The 15,462-nt window shown below is 62.8% G+C and carries 17 protein-coding genes; 4 read left to right on the top strand and 13 right to left on the bottom strand.

The window, feature by feature from the left end; all coding sequences use genetic code 11:
• Window positions 1-62 precede the first annotated feature (62 nt).
• Both ACM6HV_RS09645 and ACM6HV_RS09640 read left to right on the top strand, forming a co-directional pair.
• Window positions 63-1,469, top strand: coding sequence for an adenosylmethionine--8-amino-7-oxononanoate transaminase (locus ACM6HV_RS09645; protein WP_414904063.1), 1,407 nt, complete (start codon window positions 63-65; stop codon window positions 1,467-1,469).
• Window positions 1,470-1,611: 142 nt separating this feature from the next.
• Window positions 1,612-2,331: a 16S rRNA (uracil(1498)-N(3))-methyltransferase gene (locus ACM6HV_RS09640; RefSeq protein WP_414904062.1), complete on the top strand. Its 720-nt coding sequence runs from the start codon at window positions 1,612-1,614 to the stop codon at window positions 2,329-2,331.
• 4 nt (window positions 2,332-2,335) lie between these two features.
• On the opposite strand, the gene ACM6HV_RS09635 is transcribed toward ACM6HV_RS09640, so the two are convergent.
• Together ACM6HV_RS09635 and ACM6HV_RS09630 are read right to left on the bottom strand one after the other, a co-directional pair.
• A complete protein-coding gene (locus tag ACM6HV_RS09635; RefSeq protein WP_414904061.1) occupies window positions 2,336-3,238 on the bottom strand; it encodes a transporter substrate-binding domain-containing protein in 903 nt (300 codons plus the stop codon).
• A gap of 41 nt (window positions 3,239-3,279) precedes the next feature.
• The gene (locus ACM6HV_RS09630) at window positions 3,280-4,521 is read right to left on the bottom strand and encodes a D-amino acid dehydrogenase (protein WP_145593587.1); all 1,242 of its coding nucleotides are present in this window, start codon (window positions 4,519-4,521) and stop codon (window positions 3,280-3,282) included.
• 108 nt (window positions 4,522-4,629) lie between these two features.
• On the opposite strand from ACM6HV_RS09630, the gene ACM6HV_RS09625 reads away from it, so the two are divergent.
• A complete protein-coding gene (locus ACM6HV_RS09625) occupies window positions 4,630-5,586 on the top strand; it encodes a LysR family transcriptional regulator (protein WP_414904060.1) in 957 nt (318 codons plus the stop codon).
• A 51-nt stretch (window positions 5,587-5,637) separates the two neighbouring features.
• On the opposite strand, the gene trhA is transcribed toward ACM6HV_RS09625, so the two are convergent.
• Window positions 5,638-6,255, bottom strand: a complete 618-nt coding sequence (gene trhA, locus ACM6HV_RS09620) for a PAQR family membrane homeostasis protein TrhA (RefSeq protein ID WP_007964065.1) — start codon at window positions 6,253-6,255, stop codon at window positions 5,638-5,640.
• A gap of 167 nt (window positions 6,256-6,422) precedes the next feature.
• Between trhA and ACM6HV_RS09615 the strand changes: the two genes are divergently transcribed.
• Window positions 6,423-7,337, top strand: a complete 915-nt coding sequence (locus ACM6HV_RS09615) for a LysR substrate-binding domain-containing protein (protein ID WP_145593589.1) — start codon at window positions 6,423-6,425, stop codon at window positions 7,335-7,337.
• A 111-nt stretch (window positions 7,338-7,448) separates the two neighbouring features.
• Here the strand turns inward: ACM6HV_RS09615 and madM are convergent, their stop codons facing one another.
• The 10 genes from madM to ACM6HV_RS09565 form a co-directional block, all read right to left on the bottom strand.
• Window positions 7,449-8,213, bottom strand: coding sequence for a malonate transporter subunit MadM (gene madM, locus ACM6HV_RS09610; RefSeq protein ID WP_047297120.1), 765 nt, complete (start codon window positions 8,211-8,213; stop codon window positions 7,449-7,451).
• Between the two features lies 1 nt (window position 8,214).
• Complete coding sequence (madL, locus tag ACM6HV_RS09605) at window positions 8,215-8,631, bottom strand: malonate transporter subunit MadL (protein ID WP_003229065.1); 417 nt, start codon at window positions 8,629-8,631, stop codon at window positions 8,215-8,217.
• 66 nt (window positions 8,632-8,697) lie between these two features.
• On the bottom strand, window positions 8,698-9,618 hold the full coding sequence (gene mdcH, locus ACM6HV_RS09600; RefSeq protein WP_414904059.1) for a malonate decarboxylase subunit epsilon: 921 nt from the start codon (window positions 9,616-9,618) through the stop codon (window positions 8,698-8,700).
• Window positions 9,615-10,235 carry a malonate decarboxylase holo-ACP synthase gene (locus ACM6HV_RS09595; RefSeq protein WP_414904058.1) on the bottom strand — a complete coding sequence of 207 codons (621 nt, stop codon included), beginning with the start codon at window positions 10,233-10,235 and terminating at the stop codon, window positions 9,615-9,617. The genes mdcH and ACM6HV_RS09595 overlap by 4 nt, the downstream gene beginning before the upstream one ends.
• Window positions 10,229-11,014 carry a biotin-independent malonate decarboxylase subunit gamma gene (gene mdcE, locus ACM6HV_RS09590; RefSeq protein WP_414904057.1) on the bottom strand — a complete coding sequence of 262 codons (786 nt, stop codon included), beginning with the start codon at window positions 11,012-11,014 and terminating at the stop codon, window positions 10,229-10,231. Before mdcE ends, ACM6HV_RS09595 begins: the two co-directional genes overlap by 7 nt.
• A complete protein-coding gene (locus tag ACM6HV_RS09585) occupies window positions 11,011-11,862 on the bottom strand; it encodes a biotin-independent malonate decarboxylase subunit beta (RefSeq protein ID WP_414904056.1) in 852 nt (283 codons plus the stop codon). Before ACM6HV_RS09585 ends, mdcE begins: the two co-directional genes overlap by 4 nt.
• Window positions 11,855-12,154: a malonate decarboxylase subunit delta gene (locus ACM6HV_RS09580; protein WP_003229075.1), complete on the bottom strand. Its 300-nt coding sequence runs from the start codon at window positions 12,152-12,154 to the stop codon at window positions 11,855-11,857. Before ACM6HV_RS09580 ends, ACM6HV_RS09585 begins: the two co-directional genes overlap by 8 nt.
• The gene (locus ACM6HV_RS09575; protein ID WP_414904055.1) at window positions 12,154-13,026 is read right to left on the bottom strand and encodes a triphosphoribosyl-dephospho-CoA synthase; all 873 of its coding nucleotides are present in this window, start codon (window positions 13,024-13,026) and stop codon (window positions 12,154-12,156) included. The genes ACM6HV_RS09580 and ACM6HV_RS09575 overlap by 1 nt, the downstream gene beginning before the upstream one ends.
• The gene (gene mdcA / locus ACM6HV_RS09570; RefSeq protein ID WP_414904054.1) at window positions 13,026-14,696 is read right to left on the bottom strand and encodes a malonate decarboxylase subunit alpha; all 1,671 of its coding nucleotides are present in this window, start codon (window positions 14,694-14,696) and stop codon (window positions 13,026-13,028) included. The genes ACM6HV_RS09575 and mdcA overlap by 1 nt, the downstream gene beginning before the upstream one ends.
• A 228-nt stretch (window positions 14,697-14,924) precedes the next feature.
• Window positions 14,925-15,290, bottom strand: coding sequence for a DUF6124 family protein (locus ACM6HV_RS09565; RefSeq protein ID WP_414904053.1), 366 nt, complete (start codon window positions 15,288-15,290; stop codon window positions 14,925-14,927).
• Window positions 15,291-15,462 lie beyond the last annotated feature (172 nt).

Raw genomic sequence — 15,462 nt, 5'->3', positions numbered from 1 at the left:
TTGCATAGGCTTGCGCGATTGTTTGCCCGCGCCTGACGCGAGCCGCCTCGAGGAGACTGTAAATGGGCCTGAATAACCAGTGGATGCAACGCGACCTCGCGGTGCTGTGGCATCCCTGCACCCAGATGAAAGACCACGAACAGCTGCCGCTGATCCCGATCAAGCGCGGTGAAGGCGTATGGCTCGAAGACTTCGAAGGCAAGCGCTACCTCGATGCCGTCAGCTCCTGGTGGGTCAACGTGTTCGGCCACGCCAACCCGCGCATCAACCAGCGCATCAAGGATCAGGTCGATCAGCTGGAACACGTGATTCTGGCCGGTTTCAGTCATCAACCGGTGATCGAACTGTCCGAGCGCCTGGTCAAGATGACGCCCGAGGGCCTGAACCGGGTGTTCTACGCCGATAACGGTTCGTCCTGCATCGAAGTCGCGCTGAAAATGAGCTTTCACTACTGGCTCAACCGCGGCCAGCCAAACAAAAAGCGCTTCGTCACCTTGACCAACAGCTACCACGGCGAAACCATGGCGGCGATGGCGGTCGGTGACGTGCCGCTGTTTACCGAAACCTACAAAGCGCTGCTGATGGACACCATCAAGGTGCCGAGCCCGGATTGCTACCTGCGCCCCGAAGGCATGAGTTGGGAAGAACACTCGCGCAACATGTTCGCGGCGATGGAGCAGACGCTGGCCGAGAATCACGACAGCGTTGCAGCGGTGATCGTCGAGCCGTTGATTCAGGGCGCCGGCGGCATGCGCATGTATCACCCGGTGTACCTCAAGCTGCTGCGCGAAGCCTGCGACCGCTACGGCGTGCACCTGATCCACGACGAAATCGCCGTTGGCTTCGGCCGCACCGGTACGATGTTCGCCTGTGAACAGGCTGGCATCCGTCCGGACTTCCTCTGCCTGTCCAAGGCCCTGACCGGCGGCTACTTGCCACTGGCGGCGTGCCTGACCACCGACGAGGTCTACAGCGCGTTCTACGACGACTACCCGACCCTGCGCGCCTTCCTCCATTCGCACAGCTACACCGGCAACCCGCTGGCCTGTGCGGCGGCGCTGGCGACGCTGGATATCTTCGAGCAGGACAACGTCATCGAGAACAACCAGGCACTGGCCCGGCGCATGGCCTCGGCCACTGCACATCTGGTCGATCACCCGAATGTCTCGGAAGTGCGACAGACCGGCATGGTCCTGGCCATCGAGATGGTCAAGGATAAAGCCAGCAAGGAGGCCTACCCTTGGCAGGAACGTCGCGGTTTGAAGGTGTTCCAGCATGCGCTGGAACGTGGCGCGCTGCTGCGCCCGCTGGGCAGTGTGGTGTATTTCCTGCCGCCGTACGTGATCACCCCGGAGCAGATCGACTTCCTCGCCGAAGTCGCCAGCGAAGGCATCGACATCGCCACTCGTGACAGCGTCAGCGTCGCGGTGCCGAAGGATTTCCACCCGGGGTTCCGTGATCCGGGCTGATTGAAAATTTGTGGCGCCTGAACTGCCGCTTTCGCGAGCTGGCTCGCTCCCACCCTGGAATGCATTTCCCTGTGGGAGCGAGCCTGCTCGCGAATGAAGTCGACACCGATCCAACTGATTCACATCTTTCCAGAGACCCGAAATGAGACTGTCCCGCTTCTTTATCGACGCCCCCCTGAGCACCGGCGAACACGAACTGCCGGAAGCCCAGGCGCATTACATCAGCCGCGTGTTGCGTATGGCCGAGGGCGATGCGGTGCAGTTGTTCGACGGTTCCGGCCATGAGTTTCGCGGCTCGCTGGTGGAAGTCGGCAAGAAGCGCGTCGTCGTACAGATCGACGAGCAGTTCGCCGGGCAGATTGAATCGCCGCTGCAGATCCACCTCGGCCAGGGCCTGTCCCGGGGCGAACGCATGGACTGGGCGATCCAGAAAGCCACCGAGCTGGGCGTGACGGAAATCACCCCGATCTTCAGCGAGCGCTGCGAAGTGCGCCTGAAGGACGAACGCGCCGACAAACGCCTGCTGCACTGGCGTCAGGTGGCGATCAGCGCTTGCGAGCAATGCGGTCGTTCGCGGGTTCCGGTGATTCATCCACCGGTGCTGCTGGCGGACTGGCTGAAACAGACCGAAGCCGAGCTGAAACTGGTGCTGCACCCGGTGGCCGAGCCGTTGGTCAGCCACGCCAAGCCTGCGACCCTGGCGTTCCTGATCGGCCCCGAAGGCGGCTTGTCCGACGCCGAAGTCGAGCAAGCCAAGGCCAACGGTTTCCACGCCGCCCGCCTCGGCCCACGCGTGCTGCGCACCGAGACCGCACCGGTTGTGGCACTGGCGGTGGCGCAGCAACTGTGGGGTGATTTCTAACCCGTCACTGCACCGGATCACTGATCGGTTTGGCGATGATTGCCTTGAGTTCGCTGGTCATCGGGAACTCAAGGTTCAAGCCTTTCGGCGGGATCGGCTGTTCGAACCACTTACGGTAGATCCCGTTGATCTCCCCCGAGCTGTACAGATCGGCCAGCGCGCCGTTCACCAGCGCGAGGAATGGCGGATCATCCTTGCGCACCATGCAGCTGTAGATTTCCCGCGATTGCTCCTCCCCCACCACGACCCAGTTGTGCGGGTCCCGCGCCTTGGCCCGCTCGCCGTAGAGCAATGCGTCGTCCATGTAGAAGGCCGCTGCCCGTCCCGATTGCAGCATCTGAAAAGCCTCGCCGTGATCCTTGGCGCTGATCACGAACATGTTCAGTTTATGGTCGAGGTTGTAGCTTTTCAGATAGCGCTCATTGGTGGTGCCGGCGGTGGTCACCACGTTCTTGCCGCGCAGGTCATCGAAGCTGTGGATGCCGCTGTCCTTTGCCGTCAGCAACTGCCCTTTGACGTAGATGAAACCGTAGGAGAATGCCACCTGTTTCTGCCGCTCGGCCGTCACCCCGGTGGAGCCGCACTCAAGATCAACCGTACCGTTCTGCACCAGCGGAATCCGCGTCTGCGACGTCACCAGGTTGTACTTCACCTTCAGCTCCGGCAACGCCAGTTGCTGCTTGATCCGCTCGACAATCTTGCCCGCCAGCTCCACCGAATACCCCATCGGCTGCCCGGTGTGATCGCCCACATACGAGAACGGCACCGACGCATCGCGATAGCCCAGGGTGATGCTGTTGGCGCTGGCGATCTTGCCAAGCGCGCCGGTCAGCGGCACTTCATTGGCCTGTGCCTGGGCGCTGATGAACAGCGCCAGTGTGCAGCCGAGCAACGTGATTTTTTGCATTGTTATTCTCCGTTGTGGTTGGGGTGTTTTAGCAGAAACTGTCACGCCGCACGGGGATTGAGCCCGTGCAGGTCAATGGATGTACGCTGCTGACCGATCAGTTCGCTGAGCAACTGCCCGCTGCCGCAGGCCAGGGTGAAACCGAGCGCGCCGTGGCCGAGGTTGAGCCACAGATTGCGATACGCCGTGTCGCCCAGCAGCGGTACGCCGGTGGGGGTGGCCGGGCGCATGCCCGCCCATTCAACAGCCGCGTCGTAATTGCCGGCATCGGGAAAGGTGTCGCGGGCCTGGCGCTTGATCAGTGCCAACCGCTCGGGATCTACCGCCGGGTCGAAACCGACGATGTCGACCATCGCCGCCACCCGTAACTGTTCGCCGATGCGCGCGTAGACGATCTTGCGGTCGTAGTCGGTGATGCTCACGTCCGGCGCCCGATGCTCATCGCCGATCGGCACGGTCAGGCTGTAACCCTTCAGCGGATACAGCGGCAGGCGCAGGCCGGGCAGCGCCAGCAAGGGGCTTCGGTGCCCGGCGGCGATCACCAGTTGTTCAACTGGCAGGGTTTCGTTGCCAAGCTCAATCGCCGTAACGACGCCGTGGCTGTGGCGAATGCCGGTGACTGCCTGACCAAGGCGAAACTCGCAGCGACCCGACGCCGTCAATCGCGCCGCCAACTGCTGGCAGAAGGCGTGACAGTCGCCGACTTCTTCATCCGGCGTGTAGATCGCGCCTACAAACGGCGCATCGGTCAGTGCCGGTTCCAGCTGCGCACATTCGGCGGCGGACAACACCTGTTGTTGCTGCGGATCGGCCAGGCCCTTGCGCGCATGGTCGAAGTTGCCGGCATTGCGGAAGGTCACCAGTTTGCCGTTGCGCCGCCAGTTGAAACCGGTGAGCCCGTCATCCTCGCGCCAGCGTTTCAGCGTGCTCTGGCTGAACAGCGCCAGACGCAACAGATGCGCCGCGTTTTCCCGGTTGACCGAGGTGCGGCAGGCGGCGAGAAACGACGCCATCCAGCGCCACTGCGCCGGGTCCAGACGCGGGCGCAGCTTGAGCGGTGAGTCGCCGCGCAGCATCCAGCCGATCGCCTGCAACGGCACGCCGGCATCGGCCAGCGGCGCCACATAGCGATAGGACAACTGGCCGCCGTTGGCGAAACTGGTTTCGCTGCCCAGCGACTGCCGCGCCTCGACCACTGTCACTTCGAAACCGTCGCGCACCAGCGCATAGGCCGTTGCCAACCCGATCACGCCGCCGCCGATGATGCACACACGCTGAGCCATGTCCGTCCTTATTTCTATGTGAAGACGAGGCTGAGGTTAGGGTGAGGTGACAGGCGCCGAACAATGAATAAAGATGCCAGACCTATAAACAAAGGTTATGGACTCGCCATGCGCCTTCGCCACATCGAGATTTTCCAGGCCATCCGCCAGACCGGCTCGGTCAGCGCCGCTGCGCAATTGCTGCACGTCTCGCAACCGGCAGTGACCAAAGTGCTGCAGCACGCCGAGCAGCAGTTGGGCTTTCCGCTGTTTCTGCGGGTGCGCGGTAAATTGCAGGCGACTCCGGAAGCGCTGGAGCTGGAGCGCGAAGTCGACAAGGTCACGGAAAGTCTGCAGGGCGTGCGACGCCTGGCCCAGAGCCTGCGCCGCGAGCCCGGCCACAGCCTGCGGATCGGCGCGACCCCGGCGCTGGCGCTGTCGTTGCTGCCGCCGGCGATCCGGCAATGGACGGCACAGTTCCCGGACATCGCCTGCGAACTCTCCAGCGCCCACAGCCGCGAGCTGATGCAGAATCTGCTGATGCGCGAAGTGGACGTGGCCCTGACGTTGCAGTTGCCGGATCATCCGGGATTGAAGGCGCAGGCATTGGCCTCGGGCGTGTTGGTGGCGCTGGCGCCGAAAGGTTACTGGCCGGAGGAAGAATCCGGTCAGCCGTTGCCGCTGATGGCGTTGGCGGGAGCACCGCTGATCGGGCTGTCCAGCGCCGACCCGCTGGCTGCCCGACTCGACAGCTACCTGGAAGCGGTCGAGCCACCGCCTCGCGTGCGGATCGCCGTGCAGACGTATTCGCTGGCGCGGGCGATGGTGGAGTCTGGCGCCGGGGTGGCGGTGATCGACCCTTTCACGGCACTCGGTGCTTCGCCGACCAGCACCGTAATCCGCCCGTTGGCGCCACCCTTGCCGATCACGTTGTACGCAGTGACCCGCGCCACCGAACCGCCACCGCATACCCTCGGCGACTTGTTGCAGATATTCAGCAGACGCGCGCAGATACAACTGCAAACCCTGGTCCCTGTGGGAGCTGGCTTGCCAGCGATTGCGGTGGCCCCATCAACACATGAGTGACTGACAGTCCGTCATCGCGGGCAAGCCCGCTCCCACAGGATTTGTGATGTTCTAAAGGACATAAAACAGAATCGCCACAAAGTGCAGCAGACTCCCGGCGATCACAAACAAATGCCAGATCCCATGCGCATGGCGTAACCGGTGATCCAGGGCAAAAAAGATGATGCCCACGGTATACAACACCCCGCCCGACGCCAGCCAGGCAAACCCTGCCGTGCCCAGCGCCGCGATCAACGGTTTGACCGCCACCAGCACGATCCAGCCCATCACTGCGTAGATCACGATCGACAGGATTCGCGCTTCGGAGCGTGGCTTGATCTCCTGCAGGATGCCGATCAGCGCCAGCCCCCAGACAATCCCGAACAACGTCCAGCCCCACGGCCCGCGCAACGTCACCAGGCAGAACGGCGTGTAGCTGCCGGCGATCAGCAGATAGATGGAAAAGTGATCGACCTTCTTCATGATCGCTTTCTTGCGCCCGCGCACGCTGTGGTACACGGTCGAGGCGCTGTAAAGCACCAACAAGGTAAAGGCGTAGATCGCCACGCTGACAATTTTCCACGGACTGCCGTCGAGGCTGGCAATCACCAGCATCCACACGCCGCCGATAAATGCGGCCACGGCCCCGACCAGATGCGTCCAGGCGTTGAGTTTTTCCCCGTGATACATGTGTCGCTCACCTCAAGATTCGTTACCGCAACGCGCAAGGCTCGGGCCTTGAGCGTAAAAGCGCAATGTTTCCGTTTAAAAGATCAAAAGATCGCAGCCTTCGGCAGCTCCTACAAAGAGCGGCGCATACCGGGCACAATCGACGCATTCTAAAAAGAGTCCGCGCCATGCTGATCGACGAAGAATTGACCCTGAAAAAACTCGAGGTGTTCCTCGCCTTCATGCGCACCGGCAATCTGGCGCGTGCCGCAGCCGAGTTGCAGACCAGCAATGTCAGCGTGCACCGGGCGATCCATTCGCTGGAAAGCGCCCTGCGCTGCCCGCTGTTCAAGCATGAAGGGCGCAACCTGACGCCCCTGGAAAGCGCCTACGTGCTCGAAGAACGCGCGCAGAAGCTGATCCAGGACGTGGTCGAGAGTGTGCGCCTGACCCGCGAGGCCGCCGGTTTCTCCGCTGAACGCTTCAAACTCGGCTCGCTGTACTCGCTGACGGTGAAAACCGTACCGCAACTGATCATGGGCCTGAAGATCCGCCGCAGCGAACTCAACATCGACCTGATCCTCGGCTCCAACATCGACCTGCTGTACAAGCTGAAGAACATGGAAGTCGACGCGATTCTGGTGTCGCTGGACGACACCGTCAGCGACCCGGACTGCGAGCAGATCCCGCTGTTCTCCGACGACATTTTCCTCGCCACACCGGCAGATTCAAGGTTCGCCCAACGCAGTGAAGTCGATCTGGCCGAGGTGCGCGACGAAACCTTTATCACCCTGACCCAAGGCTTCGCCACCCATCAGGACGGCATTCGGGTATTCAAGCAGGCGGGGTTCGAGCCAAAGGTGGCGATGCAGGTCAACGACATCTTCACCCTGCTGAGCATGGTCAGCTCCGGGGTCGGCTATGCGCTGCTGCCAGGAAGGATTGCGGCGGTGTACGAGAATCGGGTGAAGCTGATCCCGTTGCAGGAGAAGTACCGCTTGCAGCAGCACATTGGCGTGGTGTTCTTGAAGGCCAAGGAGCGCGATCCGAATCTGCTGGCGTTGCTGGCGGAGTGTCGGATGTATGCCAATCGCCAAGCCTGACACCGCGTCGCGCCCTTCGCGAGCAGGCTCGCTCCCACATTTGGAATGCATTTCCCTGTGGGAGCGAGCCTGCTCGCGAAAGCGTCAGCCCAGACGACTCAAATTCCGGACCTAGCCAACAATCCCGCGAACAATGAAGAACAACAGCGAAGGCCCCAGCAAGCACCCAAGCCCGGTGTGGAACGTCGCCGTCAACGCCCCGTAAGGCACCAACCGCCGATCCGTCGCCGCCAGCCCTGCGGTCACCCCGCTCACCGTCCCGGCCAGACCACCGAACACCATCGCCGAACGCGGGTTATCCAGGCCCATCCAGCGCGCCGCGACCGGCGTGCCGACCATCACCAGAATCGCCTTGATCAACCCGGTGGCAATCGACAGCGCCATCACATCCGAGGTCGCGCCAATCGCTGCGCCAGTCACTGGGCCGACGATGTAGGTCACCGCTCCCGCGCCGATGGTGGTCATGCTCACCGCATCGCGATAACCGAAGGCCCAGGCCATACACGCGCCGACAATGAACGGCAACACCGTACCCAGCAGCAGCGCAATCACGCCGATCAACCCGGCCTTCTTCGCTTCGGTCGCCTGCACTTCGAACGCCGTGGCGACGATCGCGAAATCCCGCAGCATCGCCCCGCCCATCAGGCCGATGCCGGAGAACAGCGTCAGATCCGCCAGGCCTTTCTGACCACCGGTCAGAGTGCCGCCAACCCAGGCCAGCACCAGACCGATGACGATGGCAATCGCCGAGCCGTGAATGCGCCCGAAGGTCAGGCGTTTGGAGAGAATCACCGAGACCCACATGATCACGCCGACGAAAGCGAACGCGGTGATCAGGCCGTTGTGTTCCAGACCGTTTTCAATGAGTGCCCACATGTCAGCGACCTCCTACCGGGGTACCGACCGGGGTGACTTCCACCGGTTCGTCAGGCAACGGTTCGCCTTTATGGGTGCGGCTGATCAGGGCAATCGTGCAGCCACAAACCACCACCGAACCGATTGCCGCCAGCACCGCCACCGGGCCGCCGTGCAGGGCGGTGACGACGTTCTGTTGCGCGGCCATCGCCACCACCACAGGAATGTACATCGCGCCCCAGAAGCCGACGCCCATCTCGCAATCCTTGGTCATGCCGCCGCGTTTCTGCATCCACAACCGCGCGCAGATCAGCAGGATCATGGCGATGCCGACCCCGCCGACGTTGGATTTGACGCCCAGCAACACGCCGAGCATGTCGCCCATGATCACCCCTGCCAGCGTACAGATCGCCAACAGCGCCACACCGTAAATAATCATTGTTGTAGTCCTCAAAGTGCATCGTCGAATGTTGTTTTTGTTGTTCGAAGCCTGAGTCGCGGCAGTTTAGGGTCGGCGGTTTCCCTCCTCACGCAACAGCGCTTGCAGGGTGTCGAGCCGCGCACTGTCAAAGGCAGTGACCGTGCCCGATTCGAACACCCGGCGCGCCAGCCCGGTCAGCACCGCACCGGGCGGCAGTTCGATTTGTAAACGTACACCGCGCTCGTAGGCGCTTTGTACGGTGCCGCGCCAGTCCACCACGCGGCACATGTTGAAAGCGAGGTCGTCGCGCAAGGCATCTGGCTTGACCAGCGGACGCGCGCGACTGCCACTCAGGTAAGCGATTTTCGGAGTCTTCAGTTCAACTTTGGCGAAAGCCTCGGCGAGGGTTTGCGCAGGTTTTTCCAGTAACGGACAGTGCGACGGCACGCTCACCGCCAGGCGTTTCGCCAGACCGGCGCCACGACTGCGCGCCAGTTCGGCCACCGCTTGCATCGCCTTGTCGCTGCCGGCAATCACCACCTGGTTATCGGCGTTGATGTTGGCCAGGTACACCGGCGACTCCGCGCTGTGCACCTGCGCCAGCAGCGTTTCGACGGTGGATAATTGCAGGCCGATGATTGCGGTCATGCCGTAGCCCTGTGGATAAGCCTGTTGCATCAACTCGCCACGCAGGCTGACCAAGTGCAACGCATCGCTGAAGCTCAGCGACCCGGCGACCACCGCTGCCGGGTACGCACCGATGGACAGGCCAGCGACGTAATCCGCCGTGAGTCCGTCCTGCAGTAACTGCCGCGAAGCATCGACCCCGGCGATCAACAGGCACAGCTGAACCGCCCGGGTGCTGCGTAACGCATCGGCAGAGTCGAGCAGCGAGATATCCTCACCGAGCACGTCGCTGGCCTCGGTCAAGGTTGCCCGAGGCAAACGCTGGAGCATGCCCGGTTGCTGCGCGCCCTGGCCGGGGAACACCAACAGGCTGCTCACGCTGCCTGCTCCTGCGGGTTCCACGGGTCAGCGACCAGACAGGCTTGATGCTGATTTTTCAGCAACACCCGGGGCGAACCGCTGGCCCATTCGCGAAGCGCCACAGCACCAAACGCCGTCTGCAATTGCATGTCCACTCGACACACGGCTTGATCAAAGAACTCGACCAGTTTGCGTGCCTGATTACGCGTGATCATCTGCGGCGTACGCAGGATCAGATCGAGGTCACTGGCCGCGTGCATCGCGGTAAAACCACTGGCCAACTCAAATCCGACACTGCCGCTGACACCCCAGACCCAACCACAATCATCGAGCATCGGCCGCAGTTGTTTGAGTGCCTGCATCACCGGTAAATCACGCTCGCACTCGGCATGACACAGCGCCTCAGGACTAACGCGACCGGCAATCGAATCGACCGGCATGAACGCCGCCAGCCGCTGCTCACGCAACACACCGCGAATACCCACCGCGACCCAACCTTCTGCACTCACCGCCCGCCGCACCACCACCGGTTGCCCGGCAGCCAGCGATTCGACTGCCCACTGCGGCGCATCCGCCGGCAACTGCGCCGGGGTCATGCCCCACAGCAGGTCGTGGGCCAGTGGCAGGTTCACCACTGCGCCCTCAGCAGTTCACGCACGCGGCTGGAGGCTTCACGATTTTTCGCGCCGAGACGCTTGCGCAAGTCAGTGCCGGAGATATCGTCGATGGCCTGTTTCAGGCATTCGGTCACCCGCGCCAGATCCTCCGCCGTCGGCTGCTCGATCTGCTGCACCGAGAGGGTTTCCCAGAGCAATCCGAGGCTGGCGTAGCTGTCGATGTCATAGGCCATCGGCGGCACGCTGGCGGCCAGTGCTTCCAGTTCCTCGACACTGCGCAGCGTCACTCGCGCCGCCGAGGCCTTGCCCATCGCATGCACCATCACCCCGGGATCGCGCAGGGCAATCAAGCGGTTGGCCTGATAACCGTGGGCAAGAAACGCCCCGGACATGGCCTTGCCCACCAGCAGTGCAATCACCGGATGCCCGGCCAGACGGGCGCGGGCATAACTGTCCGCCGCACCGGCCAGGGCCTGATGAATGCCGAGGGCTTCTTCGCGACGACCGTAAGCCTGGCTCGGGACGTCGACGATGGCGATGATCGGGCGTTTCTGTGTGTTGTCGCGATCCGCCGTGATCGCGTCATCCACAGCCTTGGCCAAGCCCCAGCCTTCGAGCAATCCGACTTCGCCATTGCGAGCCCGTGGGAAACGGTTGTCGGGGTCAGCGACCACAGCGATCAATCGTCCGAGTTCGCCATCGGCCACCTTCAACGAGGGCGGCAAACCCTCCACCGCTTTCGCACCCGCGCTCAGGGCGTTGAACCAGTTCAAACCGCGCACCGAATAACCACTCATGAGCGCTCTCCTTGATACAGATCGCGAACCACCGACGGTTCGATTTGCTTGCCAGTGTCCAAACGGTTCAGGCGTTGCAAAAACCAATCGGCACGCTGACTGCGCGGCCGCGTTGGCAAACCCTGTTGCAGCAACGCACCGACCTGCTGGCGAATCTTTGCCACATCATCGGCGACGTAACGATCCACCAAGCCGCTGGCGAAACGCTGTTCGCCACCGGTCAGGCTCCAGATGAAGGGCCGGTCGCGGGAGTCGTATTCCTCGATCCCGGCTTCCTGCTCGATCACCTGTGGGCCGTTCAACCCAAGGCGCGCTTCCTGGGTCACCAGCAAATAACTGCACAGCGCAGCGGCAATCGACATGCCGCCGAAACAGCCGACGCTGCCCGCGACCACACCGACCACCGGTTGGTACTGCTGCAAATCGGCAATCGCCGCATGAATATCGGCAATCGCCGCCAGCCCGAGATTGGCTTCCTGCAAACGCACGCCACCGGTTTCCAGCAGCAACACGGCGCGGGTCGGGATGCCTTTGCGGTTGTCTTCGGCGGCCAGTTCCAGCGCACCGGCAATCTTCGCCCCGCCGACTTCGCCGAGGCTGCCGCCCTGAAACGCGCCCTCGATGGCGGCGATCACCACCGGCAAACCGTCGAGGCTGCCCTTGGCGATCACCACGCCGTCATCGGCTTGCGGCACCACGCCCTGACGTTCGAGCCACGGCGACATGACCCGTTGAAACGGGTCGAGCAATTCACGGAAGGTCCCGGCGTCGAGCAAGGCTTTCGCCCGTTGCCGCGCACCGAGTTCGACAAAGCTGTGCTTGTGCAACAGCGCTGCGCTGTCAGTCATGGCCGATCTCCTCGAAACCTTGTTCCAGACGCAGGCGCACCACACCCGGCGTGGCGCCGAAATCGTGAATATCGATGGCCATCGCCGGTGGCGTGGTGCCGTCGAACATCCGCGCAAACAGATGCTGCCAGCGCTGCTGCGCACCGTTGACCGAAGTCTGCACATTGATCGTCAGCTTGCCGGCCAGCCCCGGTTCGATCAGCACTTCCAGATCGCCCGAGCCGACACAACCGACCAGCGCGCGCCCGCGTGGCGGCTGCCCGGCGGGAAATTCAAAGGATAAGGTTTCCATCAAAACGCTCCCTGAAGGATGCCGTCGCGCTCGATTCGATCGAGCAGCAGCGTGGCGGCGAGCAAGTCGGCGGCGCCACCGGGCGAGGCATTCAATGCGATGAGTTGTTGATCCAGTGCGTGCAGGCGACGACGCCCGCCGAGGCTGGCGCTGCCGCCGGCGTCGAGCACTGCTTGCGCGCCGTGTTGCATGGCGTGCAGGCCTTGTTCACCGGCGCGGTAGAGCACGCAGGTGTCGGCCAGATCGGTCATGATCGCCAGCAGCGCATCGAGCCGGGCGTTCTGTTCGCCGTGACCGTTGGCGCGGCTGCGTTTGAGTTGCGGCAGGCCGCGTTGCAGCACGGACGGAAAGCCGAGTTGCGCTTCCTCCCGAGCGCCGCGTGCGCCGTAACGCAGGGCGACCTGAGCGCCGTGGCTCAGCGGTTTTGGTGCGTAGCGATCATCCAGCAAGGCCAGACGTGCGGCGCGAACAGAGACGGCGTTGGCGCTTGAGGATTTCGGTTCCAGCGCAGCGGCGGTCACCAGTAACCCCAGTGCCCAAATGGCGCCGCGATGGGTATTCACACCGTTGGTGGTCGCGAGCATGGCTTGCTCGCCTTCGCGACCGATGCGGCCAATCGTTTCGCGCAACGTGGAATCGACTTCGCCGATTTCAACCGCCGCTTCGGCCATTTCCTTGAACGCCGGCCACAACGACAACGCCGAAGCGTGCATCAGGCCCAAGTGCAGATCGGTGTGCGCGCCATTGCCACGCCGGTCCACCAGCGCCGGTTTCGGCGATAGATCGGCTTCGTCGATCAGCGCATCCACCGCCAGATCCGCCAAGCGTTCGCTCAGGCTCAGGGGTTTCGCTTGCAGGTTGAGTGCGTGCATTACCAGCTCCTGAACTTGGCGGGCGGGTTGTAGAGGCCCCCGGACCACTCGACCAGATCGGCCACACTCTTCGCTGCCAGCAGTTCGCGGGTAGCGTCGGTGCGGCGGATGCCGAGGTCTTCGGGCAAGGCGATCAGGCCTTCGCGGCGCATGCGTTCGGTGTCTTTCGGGTTGTGGCGCAGGCCGATGGCGGTGACGCCGGCCACCGCGGCGATCATCGCCTGACGCTCTTCCAGCGAGCGCGCCTTGTACAGGTAGGCGATGCCTTCCTCGGTGAGCAGGTGGGTGACGTCGTCGCCGTAAATCATGATCGGCGCCAGCGGCATGCCGCTTTTCTTCGCCACCTCCACCGCGTCGAGGGTTTCGACGAAGGTCGGTTTGCCGCCCTCCTGGAAGGTCTCGACCATTTGCACCACGAGTTTCTTGCCACGTTCGAGCATCGGTTGCTGCGAATCGTCATGGCGCATGTCGAGCCAGGCCGGGGTGCCGTGACGGCGTCCGCGCGGATCGTGGCCCATGTTCGGCGCACCGCCGAAACCGGCGAGACGACCACGGGTCACGGTCGAGGAATGCCCGTCGCCATCGACCTGCAACGTCGCGCCGATAAACAGATCCACCGCGTACTGCCCGGCGAGTTGGCAGAACATCCGGTTGGAACGCAGCGAGCCGTCGCGGCCGGTGAAGAACACGTCCGGGCGTGCGGCGATGTAGTTTTCCATGCCCAGTTCGGTGCCGAAGCAGTGCACGCTTTCGACCCAGCCACTTTCAATTGCCGGGATCAGCGTCGGGTGCGGGTTGAGCGTCCAGTTGCGGCAGATCTTGCCTTTGAGGCCGAGTGATTCGCCGTAAGTCGGCAGGATCAGCTCAATGGCGGCGGTGTTGAAACCGATGCCGTGGTTCAGCGACTGCACGTTGTGTTTTTCGTAGATCCCGCGGATCGCCATCATCGCCATCAACACGTGCACCGGTTTTATGTGCCGTGGGTCGCGGGTGAACAGCGGTTCGATGTAGAACGGCTTGTCGGCCACCACCACGAAGTCGACCCACGAGGCCGGGATATCGACGCGGGGCAGTTCGCTGACGTCATCCACCAACTGATTGACCTGGACGATGACGATGCCGTCGCTGAACGCCGCCGGTTCAATCAGTGCCGGGGTGTCTTCGGTGCTGGGGCCGGTGTAGATGTTGCCGGCGCGGTCGGCCATGAACCCGGCCGAGAGCACGACGTTGGGGATCAAGTCCACCACCAGCCGGGCGTAGAGTTCGATGTAGGTATGAATCGCGCCGATTTCCAGCAGACCGTCTTCGAGCAACTGGCTGATGCGCAGGCTCTGGGTGCCGGCGAAGGAGAAATCGAGCTTGCGGGCGATGCCGCGTTCGAACAGATCCAGATGCTCGGAGCGACCGACGCTGGGCATGATCATGTGCAGATCATGCAGCTTTTCCGGATCGGCTTTGGCCAGCGAACGGGAAAGGAAATCCGCCTGTTTCTGGTTGTTGCCCTCCAGCACCACGCGGTCGCCGGGATGAATCAACGCTTCAAGCGCGGCGACGATCTTGTCGCCGGGCAACACCACACCGTCGGCCAGCCCGCGCACCTTGTCGAGACGCCGCTGCTTCTCGTCGCGCCGCCGCGTCCAGCGCGAGTCGGGGGAAATTGTTGTTGTCATGCTCACTCCACGGGGTTCGCTGTCGTGGAGCTACGGTAGGCGTGTGGGGTGGGGGCATCAATCAAGCGCGGTGGTGAATCGTTACGGTCAGCGTAACGTTCACTGCCGCATTCGCGAGCAGGCTCGCTCCCACAGGGGTTCTGTGTCGTGCTCAAAATCCCGGATCACTGAAGATCCACTGTGGGAGCGAGCCTGCTCGCGAAGAGGCCAGCCAGAACACCGCATCAATCAGTTCGTCGGCACCCACTTGTCCAACACCCGATTCACCGCCATCTCCGCCACCATCACCACCTGAGCAATGCCCTGCAGGGTCTTGCGGTGCGTGCCGTCAACCAGCGCCGCATGGTTGTTGAGCATGACCGTGGCCGAGCCAAGCGATTCACTGGCGTCGGCCAGCAGGGATTCGCTGTCGGCGTCGGGGTTGGCCATGTACAGCGTGTTGGGGGTGTAGGGCGTGGCCATGAGGTCGGGTTTTGGCGGGCCGAGGTAATGGTCGAGGGCGCGCTCGGCGGCTTCGTGGAATTTCTTTGATTCGGGGGATTCGTAAGGGGATGCCGTGTCTGCGGGCGGCGGGCTTGGTGTCGGTTTAATCATTTTCAGGTTCCGAAATAAAGCTGGAACCGCTTCTCTGCTAAAAGAAGGGGTGGCAGCTGAACGCAGGTTAGCAGACCGGGGAACCTAAGGAAGCCGGCGCGCCGAAGCGCCCTGCGCACAGCCGCCATCGAATGCAGGCACTGAGCCTGACGATGATGTATGTGCACCCTTA

Source organism: Pseudomonas sp. IT-P260 (assembly GCF_949768395.1).
Classification (GTDB): domain Bacteria; phylum Pseudomonadota; class Gammaproteobacteria; order Pseudomonadales; family Pseudomonadaceae; genus Aquipseudomonas; species Aquipseudomonas parakoreensis.
This window is presented reverse-complemented; position numbering and strand designations above follow the sequence as displayed.